The sequence below is a fragment of the Microbacterium sp. AK009 genome (assembly GCF_013410955.1).
Lineage (GTDB): Bacteria > Actinomycetota > Actinomycetes > Actinomycetales > Microbacteriaceae > Microbacterium.
This window is the reverse complement of sequence record NZ_JACCCG010000001.1, coordinates 266,427-282,748: the sequence shown is the minus strand read 5'-3', so window position 1 is coordinate 282,748 and position 16,322 is coordinate 266,427. Positions and strand designations below refer to the sequence as shown.

Genomic DNA, 16,322 nt, shown 5'->3' with positions numbered 1-16,322 from the left:
GCCGCCCGATCGTGGTGGGGCCCGGGCGGCGACCAATACGCTGACCGGAGACTCTCCTGATCGGTGACGCTGTCAGCGCTCCCCCGGCTGACCGCGCCGCGCGGGCACCCGTACCCGCGGCCGTGACGTGGAGTCGGGCCCCCTCGAGCATCCCTCGTCGGTACTGCGCTCGAGGGGGCCGCCTTCGATCCGTCGTGGCAGGGTCGGCGGGTTGGGCGTCAGCGGGGTGAGCGTCAGCGCGCGGAGACCTGGCGGTGCAGCTCGCCCGCGACAGCCGAAGGATCATCCACGGTGAGGACGAGTTCGTCGAACCGCGACTCCGAGGCCAGACGGATGACCACGACGTCGCCGCGGCCGGAGACGTTCCAGAACTGCCGCCTGCCGTCGGAGACGAACCTGCCCGAGACCTTGCCGAAGAGGCGCAGACCCGGCCATCGCCGCCCACGCGGCCGCACGGCAGCGGCGGGGCGCACCGAGACGCCCTTGACAGCCGACATTGGCACGACGATGCGGCGGGTGAGCGACCAGACCTTGTCGAGGCCCTTCGGCTCGACGACGAGGTTGCCGCCGGTCACGGTGACACGGGTGCCGCTCACGAGCGGGCTCCCGACGTGGTGTCTGCGAGGGGCTGTGCCGCGGCATCCGACTGTTCTGCTGCCTGCTCGACCGCGGGACGCGCCGGACGGAACTGGCCCGTGACGACCAGGATGACGACGAGGATGGCGGGGACGATCCAGCCGCTCCAGCCGAGCACCGTGGCCTGCGTGGTGTCGATCTCTTCGCCGACCATCGCGAAGAGCAGGAACGATCCGGCGGCGCCGTTGAATGCGGCGTGGGCGAGCGCGGCGGGCCAGACCGACTCGGAGCGGATGCGGAGCCATCCGAACACCGCACCGATCACGATGCACATCGCGACCATGGCGGACAGGGCCAGCCAGCCCGGCGCGTCGGGGTAGTTGTAGCCGAGGAGGATCAGCGGTGCGTGCCAGAGCCCCCAGATCACGCCGGAGATGAGGATCGCGGGAAGCGTGCCGAGCGGCAGGAGCTTCGGGAGGAGCCAGCCGCGCCAGCCGAGCTCTTCGCCGAGGGCGGGGATGAGGTTGATGAAGGCCGTCAGCGGAAGCATCGCCAGCTGCAGGGCGATGATGACACCGATGGGGATCGGCAGCTCGCCCCCGCCGGCCGCGGCGAGCTGGGCGTCGAGGACCTCGCGGAACGCCGAGAAGTTCACGACGTCCGCCGGGTACACCCCGAGGAGCGCCCCGATAGGGAGCGCCACCAGCACGAGGGCGATCGGCACGAAGATGCCGAGGGCGCAGTAGGCGATGAAGCGACCGAGGGGGCGGAACGGGGTGAGGCCGAGGGCCCGCGCCTTTCGCGCGGGGCGCTCGACGAAGAACACCACGATGAGCGCAGCGATCGCGGGCGTCATCATGGTGGCCACCGCGACGGCCGTGAACCAGGGGGATGCGAGGCCGTCTCCGAACCACAGGGGAAGGGCGAAGAGCCACGCCAGCGCGAACGAGATCGCGAGGAAGATGGCGATCAGGCGGCCGTCGCCGGGCGCGAGGCGTGGCCGTGTCGCCCGGTCACGGGAGGTGTCGGTGATGGTCATGTCGTCTCCTTCGCTTCGATGAGGTGCAGGCCGGCGATGGTCCTGTCGTCGCGGAATGCGATGCGCGCCGCGTAATCGCCGGCCTCCATGGCCAGGGGTGTGGTGGTGAGGGTGACGGCGGCGGCACGCACGACGTCGGTCTCGCCGACCCGCTCGAGGACGCCCGAGAGCGCCTGGATGTGCGCCCACGCGGCGGCGAGCGCGTCTTCCGAGAGCCCGGCGCGCATGGTCGGGTCGAACCGCTCGGTGACGCGGGCCCATCGGCCGCTCGCCAGGTCGTCGATGACAGCGGAGGCGAGCTCCGCGGCATCCGGGATCGGAGAAGCATCGACCGGCTGCCCGGTCGCGGGATCGGTCGGCCTGCCGTAGCGCTGGAACGCCGCCTGCCGCGTCACCCCCAGCGCCTCGCCGATCGCCTGCCAGGTCATACCCGACGCGCGAGCGTCGACCACGACCGCACGCACCACGGCGTCGGCTGCTGCTCGCATCTGGAGAGCCCGCCGGATCGCCCCGGCAGCGTCCGGCTGCTGCTGCAGCACGGGAGCGGCGAGGAACGCATCCGTCTCAGCTCGAAGAGCGTTGAGCGCGTCTGTCACGGTGAGTTGCATTTGTCAAGGCTACGTTGACAGACGCAACTGGTCAATCCAGGACAGCCGTCGCTTCCACCTCGACGAGGATCCCCGGCGCGAAGAGCGCTGCGACACCGATGAGTGACGCCGGCGGAGCGGTGAAGCCGATCTCGTCGGCCACCCGGGCGACGCCGTCGGCGAAGCCGGGGTATTGAGCGACATCCCAGTCCACGACGTAGACGGTGAGGCGCACGACATCGGCAAACGACGCACCGACGCCGGCGAGCGCGGTGGCGACGTTGCGATACGCCTGCGCCACCTGGCCCGCGAGGTCGGGGGCGGCCAGTTCGCCCTGGGCATCCCAGCCCACCTGGCCCGCGACGTGCACGTGCCTGCTCCCGGTCGCGACCGCGACGTGGTGATAGGCATCGGTGGCGAGGAGGTCGCCCGGGTTGGAAAGCGTGACGGTCATGAGAATCCCTTCGATCTCTCGGACGACGCCCGAGTAGTATCTCCGTGATATCGGGTATCTGCGGGATACCTCAACGAGACCAGGTGAAATGAGGGATACCGATGTCACGCGAGGAACTCAGTCGCCTGACCGGCGCACGACGCGAGCTGCTCGACCAGACGCTCGACAAGTGGTCGATCTCGGTGCTCGCCGTGCTCTGCGACGGGCCGCAGCGCTTCGGCCGCCTGAGGGCGGAGATCGACGGCATCACGCAGAAGTCCCTCTCGCAGACCCTGCGACGACTGGAGCGGAACGGCATGATCCACCGTCGCGTCATCGACGCGTCACCGATCGCGGTGGAGTACCGCATCAGCGACCTCGGCCGCACTCTCGAAGCGCCGATCACCGCGCTGCAGGAATGGGCGACGGCGGCGCTGCCGGCCGTCGAGGGCGCTCGCGACGCCTACGACGACCGGCAGGACGCCGCTATCGCAGAGCGAACGTGGCGATCGTGACGTTGCCGACGATCATGGCCATGACCGTGCGCTCCACCGCCTCGCCGGCGCCCGCGGCACCCCAGTCGCCGCGTTCGAGTTCCTCCGCCCGCGTGTAGACCGCTGAGTTCCAGGGGATGCTCGGATCGAACTGGGGCAGCGTGCCGCTCGCTGACAGCAATCCCGTCAGTGCGGCCAGCCGCGGAGCGGGCGCGACCCCATCGACGAGAACACCTCGGACGTCGGCGAGCAGTTCGTCGCGGCGGCCGGACGGACCGTCCTTCAACGCCGTCGTCGGGAAGATCCCGAGGGCCTTGGCCTTCTCCTGTCGAAGATCCCCCCGTGCGACGAGGCGATCGATCAGGGGCTGACGAAGCGTCGGACCGATCGCCGGAAGCACCGTCTGCACCCCGCGCGGCTTGTCCTGGACGGACGCCCACGCAGCGCGGAGGATCTCGTCGGACGGCGCCTTGTCGGCGACGGCGGACATGTTCACCGTGCCCGTCTTCGTCTTCTCGGTCGTCACGCGCGCCTCGAGGCCGAGCTGGGCGAGAACGGCCCCGCCGAGCACGTAGAACAGCGTGTTCTCGCCAGCGATGGTGCCCGAATCGGGCTGGAAGAGGAGCAGCAGCAGGTCCTCCGCCAGCGTCGGTGGAGCGGATGTACTCGGAGTGGTCATCGTTCGTCGTCCTTTCCTGTCGCTGCCACGGCCCGCTCGAACTCTTCGAGCTGCTCTGTCTGTCCGGTGGCAATCAGATTCGCGCGGTGGAGCACCTCGAGCTGGGCGACGTTGTAGAGCTGGCCGATCGCCTGGCCGACGGTCGCCTCGGCGTGCGCCGCATCGCGGCGGGCGTACGCACCCGGGTCACGCAGCCACGGGTAGGCCCCGTGCGCCTCAGCCAGATCCGGCGCCAGCTCCTCGCCCAGGCGGCGCCGCGTGGCGCGGTCGGCGTCGGCCGGTAACGCCGCGAGCGCCAGCTCGGCCGCTGACACCGGATTTTCGCGGATCATCCGCTCCAGCTCATCGATGGCGCGATCGTCGAAGACGCGCGAATAGATCATGACCAGCGACTGATCCGGCTCGGTCAGCCGGTCGGCCAGCGGAGCGAAACGCGCGGGAAGCGAGGCGGGGGAGCTGTGCTGGAGGATGACGGCGAGCTCTTCGCGAATGCGCTGCAACCGCTCGATCGTGCCCGCCAACTCGGCATCGAGCACCGAGATCGCATCGTCGAGCCTGTCGTCGGCTCGGTCGAGCGTCGCGATCTGGGCGAGAGGAACCCCGAGCTCGGACAGTCGCACGATCTGCATGAGCCGGATGAGGTGCGGCACCTGGTACTGCTTGTACCCGTTCGACAGACGTTCGGGCTCATCGAGGAGCCCGACCTTGTGATAGTGCCGGACGGCCTTCACTGTGGTGCCGGCCAGGTCGGCGAGCTGTCGTGTGCTCCAAGCCATGGTCGATCCTTCGCGATCGGTGGTGCGCAGCATCCATTCCAAACCATGCCCCTGGGGCACGGTCAACACTCGGCCCGGACTTGACCGTGCCCCAGGGGCACGGTCTGGAGTGGATGCGGCTGAACCCACCTCGCCCGCGCCCTCGCCTGGCACGGATGACCTCCAAGGAGTACATCATGCGCACCCTCTCGCGGCGTCGCCGCATCATCGCCCTCGCCGCAGCGCTCCCGCTGGCGATCGGTCTCGCAGCCTGCACCGAGGCCCCCGCGGCGAAGGTCGCGGGCGACACCGATGCCGTCACCCACGGCGAGAACGACCGCGTCCCCGAGGGCGCGGCCTGGACCCAGCACTACTTCCCCTCGGCACCGGGCCTGGACGGTGAGGAGGTCGAGCTGCACGCCGACGTCCTGCTTCCCGACGACCTCGCCGAGGGCGAGCGCGTGCCGGTCATCCTCTCGGTCGGGTCGTACTTCGGCCACTCCGGCGAGATCACCGACGAGGACTGGACGCATGCCGGCCCGTCGGACCGATTCGCCGACCTCATCGAGGGCGGCGACCTGTTCGACGAGGGCTACGCGTTCGTGATGGTGGACCTCCGCGGCTTCGGCGGATCGACCGGATGCCTGGACTTCATGGGTGACGGCGAGCAGGCCGACGTCGCCGCGGCGATCGAGTGGGCGGCATCACAGCCATGGTCGACGGGCGACGTGGGCATGTACGGCAAGTCGTACGACGCCATCACGGGGATCGTCGGCACCGTGCTTCAGCCGGAGGGCCTCCGGGCGGTCGTGGCGCAGGCACCCATGTGGGACAAGTACCGCAACAACCGCTCGGGCGGCGTCCCCCGTCTGCCACTGACCGTTGCCGTGCAGACCTACAACGAGATAGCGACTCTGGAACAGCTGCCCGATGACACCGAGCGCTACCGCGAGAACGCCGCGTACGAGCAGACACATCCCGAGTGCGTCGCGATCAACACCCTGAGCGCGCAGACCGCGGATCCGGCCTCGCCGTACTGGACGAGCCGCGACTTCGCCGCCCGCGTCGAGGGGTCGACGACCCCGCTGCTGTTCACCCAGGGGTGGGCGGAGTGGAACACCGAGTCGGAGGCGATGGAGGAGTTCCTCGCGAACCACGACGGCCCCGTCCGGGGCTGGTTCGGTCCCTGGGACCACATCCGAGGCAACGAGGTCGATGAGGACGGAACGGTCAAGACCGGTCGCGAGGGGTGGTTCGACGAGGTCATGGCCTTCTACGACGAGCACCTGAAGGGCGTCGCTCCGGCCGAGGACTACCCCGCCTTCGTGATCCAGGACAACACCGGCACGTGGCGTGCGCAGGACAGCTGGCCGGTGGTCGATGCCACCGTGGACATCTCCCTGGAGGGGGGCTCGTATCTCGACGACGGGGCGGAGGGCGACCCGACCGTCGACACCGGCAACCGCTTCGTGCAGACGTCGGCGCCGGTGGCCGCGGACACCCGGATCACCGGTACGCCGTCGATGACGCTCACATCGGAGGGCCACGGCAACCTGATGGCGAAGCTGTACGACGTCGCCCCCGACGGCACCGCCGTGCTGATCAACGAGCAGGTCGCCGCCGTGACCCCCGGCGAGGTGACGCTGGAGATGAAGGCCGGCGACTGGCGCCTGGCCGCCGGGCACGCGCTGGCCGTGCAGATCGGTACCATCGAAGCCGGTCCGCTGAGCGACTGGATCGACACCCCGTCGTACCAGCGGATCGCGGTCTCGGACGTGACGCTGCGGCTCGCACTCCAGGACCCCGCCGATGACGTCGAGATCGACGGCGAGCGGGCGCAGTACCTCGACAGCTACCTCGCCATCTCCACTGCGGCGCTGCCGCCGGCACCGGCCACCTTCTCCCTCGACGGCGCGGAAGGAACCACACCCTGAGGAGCGGAAGGAGCACCATGACCTCAGGGCATGCTCAGCGCCTCCGCCGTGCCGCCGCAGGAGTGGGCCTCGCGGCATCCCTCGCCCTGGTGGCGCCCGCGTGCGCGCCGGGCGAGGCGGGCGGTGCGGGCGGTGCGCAGCCGACATCCTCACCCTTGCGAACGGATGCCGCGACGCCGGCGCCGAGCGCCCTGCCGACCATCGACGTGACCGACGAGCTGGCCGCCCTCGAGGCGCAGTACGACGCGCGCGTCGGGGTGTACGCGGTCGACACCGGCACCGGCGAGACCGTGGCCCACCGCGCCGTTGAGCGCTTCGCCTACGCCTCGACGTTCAAGGCGCTGCTGGCCGCGGTGGTACTGCAGCAGACCGACGACCTCGACCAGGTCGTGACCTACGGCAGTGATGCGCTGGTGACCTACTCCCCCGTCACCGAGCAGTACGCCGGGAGCGGGATGTCGGTGGCCGACCTGGCCGAGGCGGCGGTGCGGGTGAGCGACAACACCGCCGCCAACCTGCTGCTCGATCAGGTCGGCGGGCCCGCCGGCTTCGCCGCCGCGCTGGCCGCCTCAGGCGACGACACCACCCGGCCGGAGCGGCGCGAGCCCGAGCTCAACACCGCGGTGCCGGGCGACCCGCGCGACACCAGCACGCCGCGCGCCCTGGCCGAGACCCTGCGGGGGTTCGCTGTGGACGGCGGGCTGAGCGAGGCCGACGCCGCGATGCTCATCGACTGGATGAGCGGCAACGCCACCGGCGACACGCTCGTCCGCGCGGGCGCCCCCGCGGGGTGGGAGGTGGCCGACAAGTCGGGCACCGGGCAGTTCGGCACCCGCAACGACCTCGCGATCGTCTGGCCACCGGGCGGTGACCCGATCGTCGTCGCCGTGTTGACCACCCGCGGCGTCGAGGGCGCCGACACCGACGACGCGCTCGTCGCCGCCGCGGCCACGACCGCGCTGGAGGCGCTGAACTGACGGGGCGCGCTGGGCTGGCGGGGCGCGCTGATCCGGCTCAGCGGTCGAGGCGACCGATCGCGCCGCCGAGCTCGGCGAACACCCGTCGCGCACGCTCCCAGGCCGCATCGTCGCCGGTGACCGTCGCGCGGAGGTACACCGCGGTGAGCCGGGTGAGCACGGCGACGCGCTCGGGGTTCTCGTCGGTGGTCTCCGCCGCCTCCCAGCTCGGAATCCCGCCGAGCGAATGCTCGGCCTCGAAGAGGGTGAGCAGATCGGTCGCGCCGGGGCTGTGGCGGAAGACGTCGGTGAACCAGTCGGGACCGCGGGTCGACATCCGCGACTGGTCACGGTCGCCCGCCACCACCAGGGTCGGCGTGGTCAGCTCCGCGAACGACGGATTCATGAACGGGAAGTTCGCCTTCGCGAACGGATGCAGCTCGTCGCCGCCGAGGCCGGTCGCCGCCAGCAGCACGCCGGCCTGCACGCGCGCGTCGCCGAGGTCGGGGCCGGGCGCGCCGTCGGCCTCGAGCACCCGCGCACCGAGCAGCATCTGCACCGTCTGCGCACCCCACGAGTGGCCCGCCGCGGCGGTGGCGGTGGGGTGAAGCCGCCCCGCGAGGCCGGGGACCGCGGCCTCGACCGCGGCCCGCTGATCGAGCACCCGCACGAGGTCGTCGCGGCGCTGCATCCAGATCGATCCGAACCGATCGTCATCGAACCCGATGCCGTGGCGACGCGAATCGAGGTGGGTCGGCTGCACGACGACGAAGCCCTGCGATGCCCAGAACGTCACGAGCGGCGCGTAGCCGTCGAGCGACCAGCCGTTGCCGTGCGAGAAGAGCAGGAGCGGCAGGTCGGTGCCGGTCGCGGGGGCCGAGACCCGCACCTCGAGCGGGAAGGCGCGGCCGGGTGCCTCGAGCGCGACGGGGGCGACGGAGACGACCGGCGTCGAAGGGCCGGTCACCGCGTCGAGGGCGGCGAGGATGGTGGAGTCGTGGAGGGGTGGGAGTGTCTGCACGGGGATCTCTTTTCCGGATGTCACGTGCTCGGCCATACTTAAGCGGAGCAACGTTCCGCAACTATACGGAGCGGTGTTCCGTTTTGCAAGGAGGGCTGATGGCCGAAGATGAGACGCGCGGCAGACGCCGTGATGCGAAGCGCAACGAGGAAGCAATCCTTGAGGCGGCAGCGGCGGTGTTCGTCGAGGCAGGCATCCAGGCGCCCGTCCGGGCGGTCGCGGAGCGCGCAGGGGTGGGAATGGGCACCCTGTACCGCCACTTCCCCACTCGCGCCGACCTGGTTGTCGCGCTCTACCAGCAGCAGGTGGATGCCGCCGCCGCAGCCGGACCCGCTCTGCTGCGCGAGAGCTCAAGTCCCGCAGCGGCACTCCACGCCTGGGTCGCCCTCTTCGTGGAGTTCCTCGTCACCAAGCACGGCCTCGCCGACGCTTTGCAGGGCGACACTGAGCGCTTCGCCGCGCTGCATCAGCTGCTGACCGACCGGCTCGTGCCCGTCTGCGCCGACCTGCTCCACGCCGCCGCACCGCACGGCGCCCCCATCGAGGCGTATGCCTTCCTGCGGGGAATCGGCAACCTCTGCATCGGCGGCACGGCGCCCGGGTACGACCCGGAGCGCCTCGCGCACCTTCTCGTGGACGGTGCGCTGGCGTCATCCGGATCCTGACCGGGGCGGGGTTCAGGCCGGCCCTCAGACCGCCTGCGGTCGCAACAGGGCGCCGGGACGGAGAACCCGATCGGCGAAACGTGCCCCGATCAGGGCGTGCGCCTCGGGACCAGGGTGGAGATCGTCGGGCAGCGGCAGGTCTTCCGCATCCTCGGGGCCATAGAGGTCGAGGCCGTCGAGGTAGTGCAGGTGGGCGTCGTCGGATCGCGCGGCGACCACCTGCGCGAGCGCCTCGCGGATGACCTCGAGGGTCAGCCGGCCGGCGGCGGTGTCTCCCGGCGTGCCCGTGGCGATGAAGCGGGTCTCGCCCGCGGCCGCGGCGACGGGATCGACACCACCGGGACCGGGCGTGCTCTCATGGATGCCGCAGAAGATCGGCGACACCAGCACCAGCGGGGTCTCGGGATGGCCGTCGCGGATGGTGTCGAGGAATCCGTGCACCGCCGGCACGAAACTGCGCACCCGCATCGCGTCGAGGTTGACCACGTTGATGCCGAGCTTGACGCTGATGAGGTCGGCAGGCGTGTCGCGGATCACGCGCGCAAGGAAGGGGTCGACCAGCGCGCTGCCGCCGAAACCGAGATTCTGCAGCTGCACGCCCGCACGGCGCGCCGCCACGACCGGCCAGATGCCCGCGGGCGTCGCGGCGTTGGAGCCGTGACTGATCGAGCTGCCGTGATGGAGCCACACGGGATCGGTCGACGGCGCCGGTCGCACGGGGGCATCGGCGCGGAGCGAGACGATGTCGACCTGTTCGTTGTGCGGCAACCACAGCTCGACGATCTTCTCCCCCGCTCCCGGAAGCGGCACCTCGATGGTGTCGGGCGCTCCGGACGCGAGGGTCGTCGCCCCGGTCTGCATGTCGAGCTCGAGGGCATCACCGCCCGACAGCTCATGACTGCCGGCCGACACACCGTCGATCACGACATCCACGGCGCCGCGCGGCCGGGCGAACCCGCGGTAGGCCACCCGGGTGGTGTGCAGCTCGAGCGCCGCGGTCGTCGCGGCAGTCGTGAATCGCAGCCGCACCCCCGAGGGCTGAGCCTCCATGAGGGTCAGCTGCGGGTCGGCGTCGCGCTCCCGGACGTGGCGCGGGAGGCGATGCGGTCGCAGGCCCCGTTCGGTCGACTCGATCTCGGCGGCGCCGAGCACGAGGTCGGGGACAAGGGACGCAGTGATCACGTCTGTACTCCTTCGATGTCAGTTGGCCAGCTCGTCGAGCCACGACGAGCGCAGGCGGAGAGCGCGCTCGGTGCTGGCGAGGACCACGGCGATGGTGACAGTGATGTTCAGTGCGGGCGGGAGATGAATCGGAGACGCGAACGTACCGATACTCTCGGCGATCGCCGGCACCTGCGAGATCGTCTCGATGATCTGCGGCACGGTGATGCACACACCGACGAGCACGACGAGTGTAGCGATGACGCCGATGACGGTACTCACGACCGGATGACGGCGATGAAGGCGCGCCCGCAGGCCTCCGGCCGAGCGAGGGTGCGGGGTGAGCTGACGTTCCTCACCGGCATCCGGAACGAAATGGCAGCGACGAAGACCGGAGGCGCGCGCGGCGACCTCGATATGGCCGCCCGGGACGGCGAATCGCGCGGGGAGCTTCGACACGGCAATCTGGCGGCCGTCGCGGTAGAGGCGGGCGCGGACCACTCCATCGTCGCGGTCGCCGAGTTGGCGCACGTCGACGGCGAAGGTGGTTCTCGCACCCTCGACCGTGTCGAGGTCGAGGAGGAACAGCGAGCGCCCGAGGGTCTGCCACCAACGGAACGGCGGCAGCGGGCGCCCGTCGCCGGGCTTGGCGCGGCGCTCGGCGAAGCGGGCTCGCCAGGAGGGGGTGGGGGTGGGCATAGATCCATCGCACCGGATGTCGGCGCGCAGCGGCAGTGTCAGGGTGACACGTTTTGGGGTGACATTCGTCAGGGGTGGGGGCGAGGAGTGCGGGACTGCGCGTCTCGGGAAGGGGAACATTATTTCTACAGGGTTGTGCTTCTGACGGCTTCAATGTCGGAACCTTCTGCGATGATGTGGGTAGGTCATCGAGACGGGGTTTTCAATGGACGCGGACGAGAAGCGGCGGCGGGCGGAGGATAAGCGCGCCGGGGTGTTCGCGGATGAACTGGCGAAGCTGCGCCGGCGTCGGGCGGCGTTGGAGGCGAAAGAGACCCGACTGCTGGCGGACGCGTACGCGTTGACGCTCGAGCAGCGGTCGCGGATCGGGTCCGCCTCCTCGCGGGAGCGGGACATGCCGCTGCGGTCCATGGCCCTCGAACTGGGCATGGCCGTCCGGGTGAACGACCGGTCGATGCAGACGCAGATGCACGACGCCCACGAGCTCATTCACGGGTTCCCGCAGACGATGGAAGCGTTGGCGGAGGGTCGGGTGACGCGGGCGCATGCGCAGGTGATCCAAGACGCCGGACGGGTCATTGATGACCCGGTGGATCGGGCGGCGAACGAGCGGATCGTGCTGGTGGAGGCGGAACGGCAGACGGTGCCGCGGACGAAGAAGTACGCCATCCAACGCGCCGCCGTCCTCGACCCCCGCCCACTCCAGGAACGACACGACACCGCGATACGAGGGCGGCGGGTGTTCGTCACCGACCTCGACGACACCCTGTCGGCGTTGACGATCGTGGGTGGGAACGTCTACGTCCACGGCGCCTACCACCGCCTCACCGGGCAGGGGACGACGGTCAAGGACGTCGACCGCGCGAAACGGCGCGCCTACGCGAGCGCGCAGGCCGAAGCGGAAGCAAACGGCGACGAAGGCGAAGCGCTCAGTAAGGACGCTGAGCCGTGGTTCGATGACCGGTCGCTGGATGAGATCCGGTGCGACCTGGCCCTGGACATGCTCCTCGCCGGATCCCCGGTGATCGACCCCACCGACGGCCGGGAGGGCGGGCTGGGGGCGATCCGCGCCGAAGTGCAGATCACCATCCCCATCACCACCCTCACCGGAGTGACGAACTCCGGGGCGGAACTGAACGGGGTCACCCCCGTCGACCCGGAGACCGCAAGGCGGATGGCAGGAACCGCGAAGATCTGGGAACGGGTGATGACCGACGCCATCACCGGGGTGGTCACCGCGGTGGACAGGTATCAGCTGCATCCCTCCCAGACCCGGTTCCTCAATGCCCGGGATGTGACCTGTCGAACACCGGGCTGCCGAAGACCAGCGAAACTCTGCCACATCGACCATTCGAAGGACTTCGCCCTCGGTGGGCCCAGCTGCAACGACAACCTCTGCAACGAATGCGCCCGACACCACACCCTCAAACACGCAACAAACTGGATGGTCGAACAGCTGCCCGGCGGCATCCTGAAATTCACCAGCCCCGGCGGGAAGACCTACGACAGCCACCCACCCTCACGGGTCGCCTTCGTCCCCACCGACGACGGAGGCCTCGGCGTCGCACCGTTCTGACCGGATCGGGGACGATCCGGCTCCAGCGAACGGAGATCTGACCTGATCGGGATGGTCAGGCTTCGGCGGGCTGAGACTCGGTGACGCGCCGCTTTTCGCGGATGTACACCTCTCGGCGGCAGCGGGCGACCACGTCGCCGCTCTCGTCGGTGATCGTCGTCTCGAACCACTCGCGCACCTTGGCGCCGCCGGCCGCTCGGGCGCGGAGGTCGGCGACCTGCTCGGGCGCGACGCGGAAGCGTGCCGTGAGCACACCGCGACCGGGCTTGAGGAACTCGATCTCGCCGCGGGTGTCCCACACGACGTAGTCGCGCCCCAGCTGGTGCATCACCAGCATGAAGAAGTACGGATCGGTCATCGCCGACATCGATCCCCCGAACGCCGTGCCCACGTAGTTCCGTGTGAAGCAATTGACGTGCAGTTCGACGACCGCCTCCGTCCAGTCGTCGGAGAACCGCCGCACCCGGATGCCGCTGAAGAGGTTCGGCAGCCAGAGGCTCATGCCCCAGGCCAACCGGCGAGGTGTGACACGCATCCACCGATTGTCGAACCGAGCCCCCGCGACGGCAAAGCCGTTGTCGCCCGGGCACACCCACCGATCGTCGGCGTACGGGGTTCCTCAACATTTCCACAGGACTGTCTCAATGAGCGGCCCACCCCCACGGGGCAGCCCTATCGTGGAACGCAACCCGTCCGGAAGCACCACCGAGACTCGAAGGAGAGTCTTATGGTCACCACCCTCCTCGTCATCGCGATCCTCGCCGTCGTCGTCTGGATCGCCCTCTCGATCACCGCCGGCCTTCTCGTGGGCCGCAGCATCTCCGTCGCCGACCAGCACGAGCGGCCCGCCGCACCCGCCCGGGCGGTCTCGGCCCGCAGCGCACCCACGCACTGACGCGCGCGGACGCACGGGCTGGCCCCGCGGCATCGGTTCCGATCACGTCGTGGAGGAAATCGCGGCCTCGAGGTGCGGCCGCGCGGCGTCCATGAAGGCCGTCGGATCATCGGCCCAGAAGCGGATCTCGTCGATACTCAAAACACCCTGCGGCATCGCCACTTCGATCGGGGCCTCGAGCTCGATTGAAAGGTTGGTCTCATCCTGCATCGGCAGGTGCAGGGTCCATGCGTCATCCGACCGCCCGGGCGTGAACTTCGGACCGTTGTGCCGAATCTCGCGCCGGCGCGCGACCGACAGGACGTCATCCCAGGTGAGCGCGATCTCGAGGTCGGTGCTCTGGCGAATGCGGAGGCCATCCACGCCCACGGCGTGCGGGCGGGTGAGATAGCCCGCGAGCATTCCGAGCATGAAGATGACACCCCAGATCCCGAGGATCAGAAGGGGAATGCGCACGAACGGCCACGGGTGCACGATCAGATCGACGATCGGAACCTCGAGCGCCGAGAGCACGATGAAGATCGTGAGGATGCCGGTGACCGGCCGGTGGTACGGCACAGCGACCGCTCCCGCGGGGACGCGCGGCCGGAAGAAGGCGAGCCGGGCGAGACTGACCCAGCCGGCCGCCTCCATCTGCGCAGCGCGACGCGCCAGACGCCTCGCGCGATCGGCTCGCGTCTCGGCGGGGAAGGCAGGGCCGGGAACCGCCGGCTCTGTTGCGGCGGGCGACGCCGGAGGAGACGCGGATGTCACGGGGAGCCCTTCCCCTCGCGGGCTGCCAGCATCGTCTCATAGCGATCCGCCAGCTTCTCCAGGCCTGCGCTGAGAGCCTCCCGCTCGGCCGGCGTGAGCTCGGCGACCAGATCATCGGCCATGTGCTCGCGCTGAGCGACCATCTGCTGCATCACCTCGGAGCCGAGATCGGTGAGCGTGACGAGCGTCGCCCGCCGATCGATCGGGTGAGGTGCACGCGCGACGTGGCCGCTCGCCTCGAGTCCATCCACGAGACCGGTGATGTTGCGCGGAGTCACATCGAGCGCCGTCGCAAGCGCCTGCTGCGTCGACGGCCCGGTCGAGTGGAGCACCCAGAGGAGAGCCGCCCGAGACATGGTGAGCGAGGTGCCCGCGAACGGCTCGGCCATGTCGCGCTGGACCAGGTCCGCCAAACGCATCACACCGTCGAGAACGCGAAGGGCGTCGATCATCACGAGTCCTCCTGCGCCTGAGCTGCCTTCGCGGTGAGCTGACCCAGGAGAGCGCCGATGTCGGAGGCGATCCACTCCTCGGCGATGAGCCCGTCGCGCACCCGATAGTGCTCGAGGCTCTGCCATGACACCGTGCGGCCCGTGGCGGGTATCCCGAGGAACTCGCCGGTGTGACGAGCGGTGTACGTGATGTTGAACGCAGCGAGATCCCCCGCGGCGAGCTCGTGCCGGATGTCGAGCGTCACGTCTGAGAAGGCCGCATTCATGATCGCGACATTGCCGAGCCAGGCATCGCGCCCGACGAGAGTCTCGGGGGCGCCGTGGACGGTGATGCGGAAGTCGTCAGCCAGAAGGTCCACGACCTCATCGGACCGGCCCGCGGCGACCAGGTCGAGTCCCGTGCGCAGCAGGGTGATGTTCGGGTGTGTCGACTCGCTCATGCTCGCGCCTTTCGTGAATGCTATTCACAATGTATCAGCATCACGAGTCTTTCTGCCACGAGACCGCCCACGGAGACGGCTAGGCTCGCCGGATGGCGGATGAGGGAAAGACGTCACGAAACGGCATCGCCCTGGGCATCGCCCTGGGCCTCCCCTTCGGCGCCGTCATCGGGATGCTGCTCTTCGACAACATCGCGATCGGAACGGGGCTCGGGTTGGTGTTCGGACTTGTGCTCGGTGCGGCCCTGGACGCGCGGTCGTCGCCGGAATCCGATGACGGCTCCGAAGAGGAGCGATAGAGGCGAGCCGAGGTCAGCGGCGCACCGCGCGGTCGTGTCGAACGCGGGCGACGACGGTCGCGATGACGATCAGGACGACGGCGATGATCGCCGCCACCCCCGTCGGGGGCGAGAAGGGCTCGTCGGTGAAGCGTGCGACGGCGACCCACGCGATACCCCAGGTGAGCGAGAGCGCCGGAGCGATGCGGCCGCCGCCCCAGAAGGCCAGGGCGATGCCGACGGCCGCAGCGACGGCGAGCACGAACGATGACCACACCTCGGGCGCGATGCCGAAGCCGTCGAAGCCGACCGCGTAGAAGATCGCCGTAGCGTTCGCGGCCGTGGCGATGATGACCCAGCCGAGATAGAGGCCGATCGCACCGTCGGCGACGACGACCTCCACCTTGTTCTTCGGGCGCGTCTGTCGCAGGATCACGAAGATCCGGCACAGCACCACGAGCAGCAGGGCGATCACCGGAAGGCTCAGGGCCAACAGGTTCAGCTGGACGACGCCGATCCAGACGGCGTTGAGGATGAGCGATGCGGCCACCCACCAGCCGATCCGCTGCTGCCGCTCATCGAAGCGCTGCGCGGGCAAGGCCTGCCAGATCGCGTAGGCCAGCATGCCGGTGTAGATGACGCTCCAGATGCGGAACGCTCCGGTGCCGGGGGCGATGAGGGTGGAGTCGGAGTTGAGGAACCCGCCCGCCGCCTCTTGGATCGGGGTGCCGAAGAACACCCCCGAGCCGATGAAAGCCGCCGCGATCGCGAGGAGGGAACTGACGAGGATGATCACCTGGCGTGCGATCGCCCGGGTGCGAGTCGTGGGCTCGGTGGTCGTGTGAGACGCGGTCTTGCTGGACATCGTGACTCCTTGCTCGTGGCATCGAGCGCTCCGCCAGAACACCGGGCGCTCACCAGGTTGTTCT

21 protein-coding genes are annotated in these 16,322 nt (G+C 69.7%); 7 read left to right on the top strand and 14 right to left on the bottom strand.

What is annotated here, in order from left to right; translation table 11 throughout:
* Window positions 1-233 precede the first annotated feature (233 nt).
* From HDC37_RS01440 to HDC37_RS01425, 4 genes are read right to left on the bottom strand one after another with little or no spacing between them, the layout of a single operon-like run.
* Window positions 234-596: a hypothetical protein gene (locus HDC37_RS01440; protein WP_179558615.1), complete on the bottom strand. Its 363-nt coding sequence runs from the start codon at window positions 594-596 to the stop codon at window positions 234-236.
* Window positions 593-1,615 carry a CPBP family intramembrane glutamic endopeptidase gene (locus HDC37_RS01435; RefSeq protein WP_179558614.1) on the bottom strand — a complete coding sequence of 341 codons (1,023 nt, stop codon included), beginning with the start codon at window positions 1,613-1,615 and terminating at the stop codon, window positions 593-595. The genes HDC37_RS01440 and HDC37_RS01435 overlap by 4 nt, the downstream gene beginning before the upstream one ends.
* Window positions 1,612-2,223 carry a DUF3887 domain-containing protein gene (locus tag HDC37_RS01430; RefSeq protein WP_179558613.1) on the bottom strand — a complete coding sequence of 204 codons (612 nt, stop codon included), beginning with the start codon at window positions 2,221-2,223 and terminating at the stop codon, window positions 1,612-1,614. Before HDC37_RS01430 ends, HDC37_RS01435 begins: the two co-directional genes overlap by 4 nt.
* Window positions 2,224-2,254: 31 nt before the next feature.
* Complete coding sequence (locus HDC37_RS01425; protein WP_179558612.1) at window positions 2,255-2,656, bottom strand: RidA family protein; 402 nt, start codon at window positions 2,654-2,656, stop codon at window positions 2,255-2,257.
* Between the two features lie 101 nt (window positions 2,657-2,757).
* On the opposite strand from HDC37_RS01425, the gene HDC37_RS01420 reads away from it, so the two are divergent.
* Window positions 2,758-3,150, top strand: a complete 393-nt coding sequence (locus HDC37_RS01420) for a helix-turn-helix domain-containing protein (protein WP_179558611.1) — start codon at window positions 2,758-2,760, stop codon at window positions 3,148-3,150.
* Here the strand turns inward: HDC37_RS01420 and HDC37_RS01415 are convergent.
* Together HDC37_RS01415 and HDC37_RS01410 are read right to left on the bottom strand one after the other, a co-directional pair.
* On the bottom strand, window positions 3,122-3,808 hold the full coding sequence (locus tag HDC37_RS01415; RefSeq protein WP_179558610.1) for a GPP34 family phosphoprotein: 687 nt from the start codon (window positions 3,806-3,808) through the stop codon (window positions 3,122-3,124). The genes HDC37_RS01420 and HDC37_RS01415 overlap by 29 nt on opposite strands.
* Window positions 3,805-4,584, bottom strand: coding sequence for a MerR family DNA-binding transcriptional regulator (locus HDC37_RS01410; protein ID WP_179558609.1), 780 nt, complete (start codon window positions 4,582-4,584; stop codon window positions 3,805-3,807). The genes HDC37_RS01415 and HDC37_RS01410 overlap by 4 nt, the downstream gene beginning before the upstream one ends.
* A 155-nt stretch (window positions 4,585-4,739) precedes the next feature.
* Between HDC37_RS01410 and HDC37_RS01405 the strand changes: the two genes are divergently transcribed.
* Together HDC37_RS01405 and bla are read left to right on the top strand one after the other, a co-directional pair.
* A complete protein-coding gene (locus tag HDC37_RS01405) occupies window positions 4,740-6,497 on the top strand; it encodes a CocE/NonD family hydrolase (RefSeq protein ID WP_179558608.1) in 1,758 nt (585 codons plus the stop codon).
* Between the two features lie 17 nt (window positions 6,498-6,514).
* Window positions 6,515-7,474: a class A beta-lactamase gene (gene bla / locus HDC37_RS01400; protein WP_179558607.1), complete on the top strand. Its 960-nt coding sequence runs from the start codon at window positions 6,515-6,517 to the stop codon at window positions 7,472-7,474.
* Window positions 7,475-7,511: 37 nt separating this feature from the next.
* Here the strand turns inward: bla and HDC37_RS01395 are convergent, their stop codons facing one another.
* Complete coding sequence (locus HDC37_RS01395) at window positions 7,512-8,474, bottom strand: chlorophyllase (protein WP_218869252.1); 963 nt, start codon at window positions 8,472-8,474, stop codon at window positions 7,512-7,514.
* 98 nt (window positions 8,475-8,572) lie between these two features.
* Between HDC37_RS01395 and HDC37_RS01390 the strand changes: the two genes are divergently transcribed.
* On the top strand, window positions 8,573-9,139 hold the full coding sequence (locus tag HDC37_RS01390; protein ID WP_179558606.1) for a TetR/AcrR family transcriptional regulator: 567 nt from the start codon (window positions 8,573-8,575) through the stop codon (window positions 9,137-9,139).
* 24 nt (window positions 9,140-9,163) lie between these two features.
* Here HDC37_RS01390 and HDC37_RS01385 read toward each other — a convergent pair whose 3' ends face one another.
* Both HDC37_RS01385 and HDC37_RS01380 read right to left on the bottom strand, forming a co-directional pair.
* On the bottom strand, window positions 9,164-10,321 hold the full coding sequence (locus HDC37_RS01385; protein WP_179558605.1) for a GDSL-type esterase/lipase family protein: 1,158 nt from the start codon (window positions 10,319-10,321) through the stop codon (window positions 9,164-9,166).
* An 18-nt stretch (window positions 10,322-10,339) separates the two neighbouring features.
* The gene (locus HDC37_RS01380) at window positions 10,340-10,999 is read right to left on the bottom strand and encodes a hypothetical protein (protein WP_179558604.1); all 660 of its coding nucleotides are present in this window, start codon (window positions 10,997-10,999) and stop codon (window positions 10,340-10,342) included.
* 205 nt (window positions 11,000-11,204) lie between these two features.
* Between HDC37_RS01380 and HDC37_RS01375 the strand changes: the two genes are divergently transcribed.
* Window positions 11,205-12,575 carry an HNH endonuclease signature motif containing protein gene (locus HDC37_RS01375; protein ID WP_179558603.1) on the top strand — a complete coding sequence of 457 codons (1,371 nt, stop codon included), beginning with the start codon at window positions 11,205-11,207 and terminating at the stop codon, window positions 12,573-12,575.
* Between the two features lie 55 nt (window positions 12,576-12,630).
* Here HDC37_RS01375 and HDC37_RS01370 read toward each other — a convergent pair whose 3' ends face one another.
* Complete coding sequence (locus HDC37_RS01370) at window positions 12,631-13,110, bottom strand: DUF4442 domain-containing protein (protein ID WP_179558602.1); 480 nt, start codon at window positions 13,108-13,110, stop codon at window positions 12,631-12,633.
* 192 nt (window positions 13,111-13,302) lie between these two features.
* Between HDC37_RS01370 and HDC37_RS01365 the strand changes: the two genes are divergently transcribed.
* Window positions 13,303-13,470 carry a hypothetical protein gene (locus HDC37_RS01365; RefSeq protein ID WP_179558601.1) on the top strand — a complete coding sequence of 56 codons (168 nt, stop codon included), beginning with the start codon at window positions 13,303-13,305 and terminating at the stop codon, window positions 13,468-13,470.
* 42 nt (window positions 13,471-13,512) lie between these two features.
* On the opposite strand, the gene HDC37_RS01360 is transcribed toward HDC37_RS01365, so the two are convergent.
* From HDC37_RS01360 to HDC37_RS01350, 3 genes are read right to left on the bottom strand one after another with little or no spacing between them, the layout of a single operon-like run.
* Window positions 13,513-14,223, bottom strand: coding sequence for a hypothetical protein (locus HDC37_RS01360; RefSeq protein WP_179558600.1), 711 nt, complete (start codon window positions 14,221-14,223; stop codon window positions 13,513-13,515).
* A complete protein-coding gene (locus HDC37_RS01355) occupies window positions 14,220-14,675 on the bottom strand; it encodes a MarR family winged helix-turn-helix transcriptional regulator (protein WP_179558599.1) in 456 nt (151 codons plus the stop codon). The genes HDC37_RS01360 and HDC37_RS01355 overlap by 4 nt, the downstream gene beginning before the upstream one ends.
* Window positions 14,675-15,115, bottom strand: a complete 441-nt coding sequence (locus HDC37_RS01350) for an ester cyclase (protein ID WP_179558598.1) — start codon at window positions 15,113-15,115, stop codon at window positions 14,675-14,677. Before HDC37_RS01350 ends, HDC37_RS01355 begins: the two co-directional genes overlap by 1 nt.
* 92 nt (window positions 15,116-15,207) lie before the next feature.
* Between HDC37_RS01350 and HDC37_RS01345 the strand changes: the two genes are divergently transcribed.
* Window positions 15,208-15,414, top strand: a complete 207-nt coding sequence (locus tag HDC37_RS01345; protein ID WP_179558597.1) for a glycine zipper family protein — start codon at window positions 15,208-15,210, stop codon at window positions 15,412-15,414.
* Between the two features lie 13 nt (window positions 15,415-15,427).
* On the opposite strand, the gene HDC37_RS01340 is transcribed toward HDC37_RS01345, so the two are convergent.
* A complete protein-coding gene (locus tag HDC37_RS01340; protein WP_179558596.1) occupies window positions 15,428-16,258 on the bottom strand; it encodes a tryptophan-rich sensory protein in 831 nt (276 codons plus the stop codon).
* Window positions 16,259-16,322 lie beyond the last annotated feature (64 nt).

What these genes read in the sequence shown, in the direction of transcription:
- HDC37_RS01370 (WP_179558602.1), bottom strand. Translation starts at nt 13,110, where the DNA reads ATGCGTGTCACACCTCGCCGGTTGGCCTGGGGCATGAGCCTCTGGCTG.
- HDC37_RS01430 (WP_179558613.1), bottom strand. Translation starts at nt 2,223, where the DNA reads ATGCAACTCACCGTGACAGACGCGCTCAACGCTCTTCGAGCTGAGACG.
- HDC37_RS01435 (WP_179558614.1), bottom strand. Translation starts at nt 1,615, where the DNA reads ATGACCATCACCGACACCTCCCGTGACCGGGCGACACGGCCACGCCTC.
- HDC37_RS01340 (WP_179558596.1), bottom strand. Translation starts at nt 16,258, where the DNA reads ATGTCCAGCAAGACCGCGTCTCACACGACCACCGAGCCCACGACTCGC.
- HDC37_RS01390 (WP_179558606.1), top strand. Translation starts at nt 8,573, where the DNA reads ATGGCCGAAGATGAGACGCGCGGCAGACGCCGTGATGCGAAGCGCAAC.
- HDC37_RS01355 (WP_179558599.1), bottom strand. Translation starts at nt 14,675, where the DNA reads ATGATCGACGCCCTTCGCGTTCTCGACGGTGTGATGCGTTTGGCGGAC.
- HDC37_RS01415 (WP_179558610.1), bottom strand. Translation starts at nt 3,808, where the DNA reads ATGACCACTCCGAGTACATCCGCTCCACCGACGCTGGCGGAGGACCTG.
- HDC37_RS01405 (WP_179558608.1), top strand. Translation starts at nt 4,740, where the DNA reads ATGACCTCCAAGGAGTACATCATGCGCACCCTCTCGCGGCGTCGCCGC.
- HDC37_RS01375 (WP_179558603.1), top strand. Translation starts at nt 11,205, where the DNA reads ATGGACGCGGACGAGAAGCGGCGGCGGGCGGAGGATAAGCGCGCCGGG.
- HDC37_RS01420 (WP_179558611.1), top strand. Translation starts at nt 2,758, where the DNA reads ATGTCACGCGAGGAACTCAGTCGCCTGACCGGCGCACGACGCGAGCTG.
- HDC37_RS01410 (WP_179558609.1), bottom strand. Translation starts at nt 4,584, where the DNA reads ATGGCTTGGAGCACACGACAGCTCGCCGACCTGGCCGGCACCACAGTG.
- HDC37_RS01345 (WP_179558597.1), top strand. Translation starts at nt 15,208, where the DNA reads ATGGCGGATGAGGGAAAGACGTCACGAAACGGCATCGCCCTGGGCATC.
- HDC37_RS01350 (WP_179558598.1), bottom strand. Translation starts at nt 15,115, where the DNA reads ATGAGCGAGTCGACACACCCGAACATCACCCTGCTGCGCACGGGACTC.
- HDC37_RS01425 (WP_179558612.1), bottom strand. Translation starts at nt 2,656, where the DNA reads ATGACCGTCACGCTTTCCAACCCGGGCGACCTCCTCGCCACCGATGCC.
- HDC37_RS01380 (WP_179558604.1), bottom strand. Translation starts at nt 10,999, where the DNA reads ATGCCCACCCCCACCCCCTCCTGGCGAGCCCGCTTCGCCGAGCGCCGC.
- bla (WP_179558607.1), top strand. Translation starts at nt 6,515, where the DNA reads ATGACCTCAGGGCATGCTCAGCGCCTCCGCCGTGCCGCCGCAGGAGTG.
- HDC37_RS01365 (WP_179558601.1), top strand. Translation starts at nt 13,303, where the DNA reads ATGGTCACCACCCTCCTCGTCATCGCGATCCTCGCCGTCGTCGTCTGG.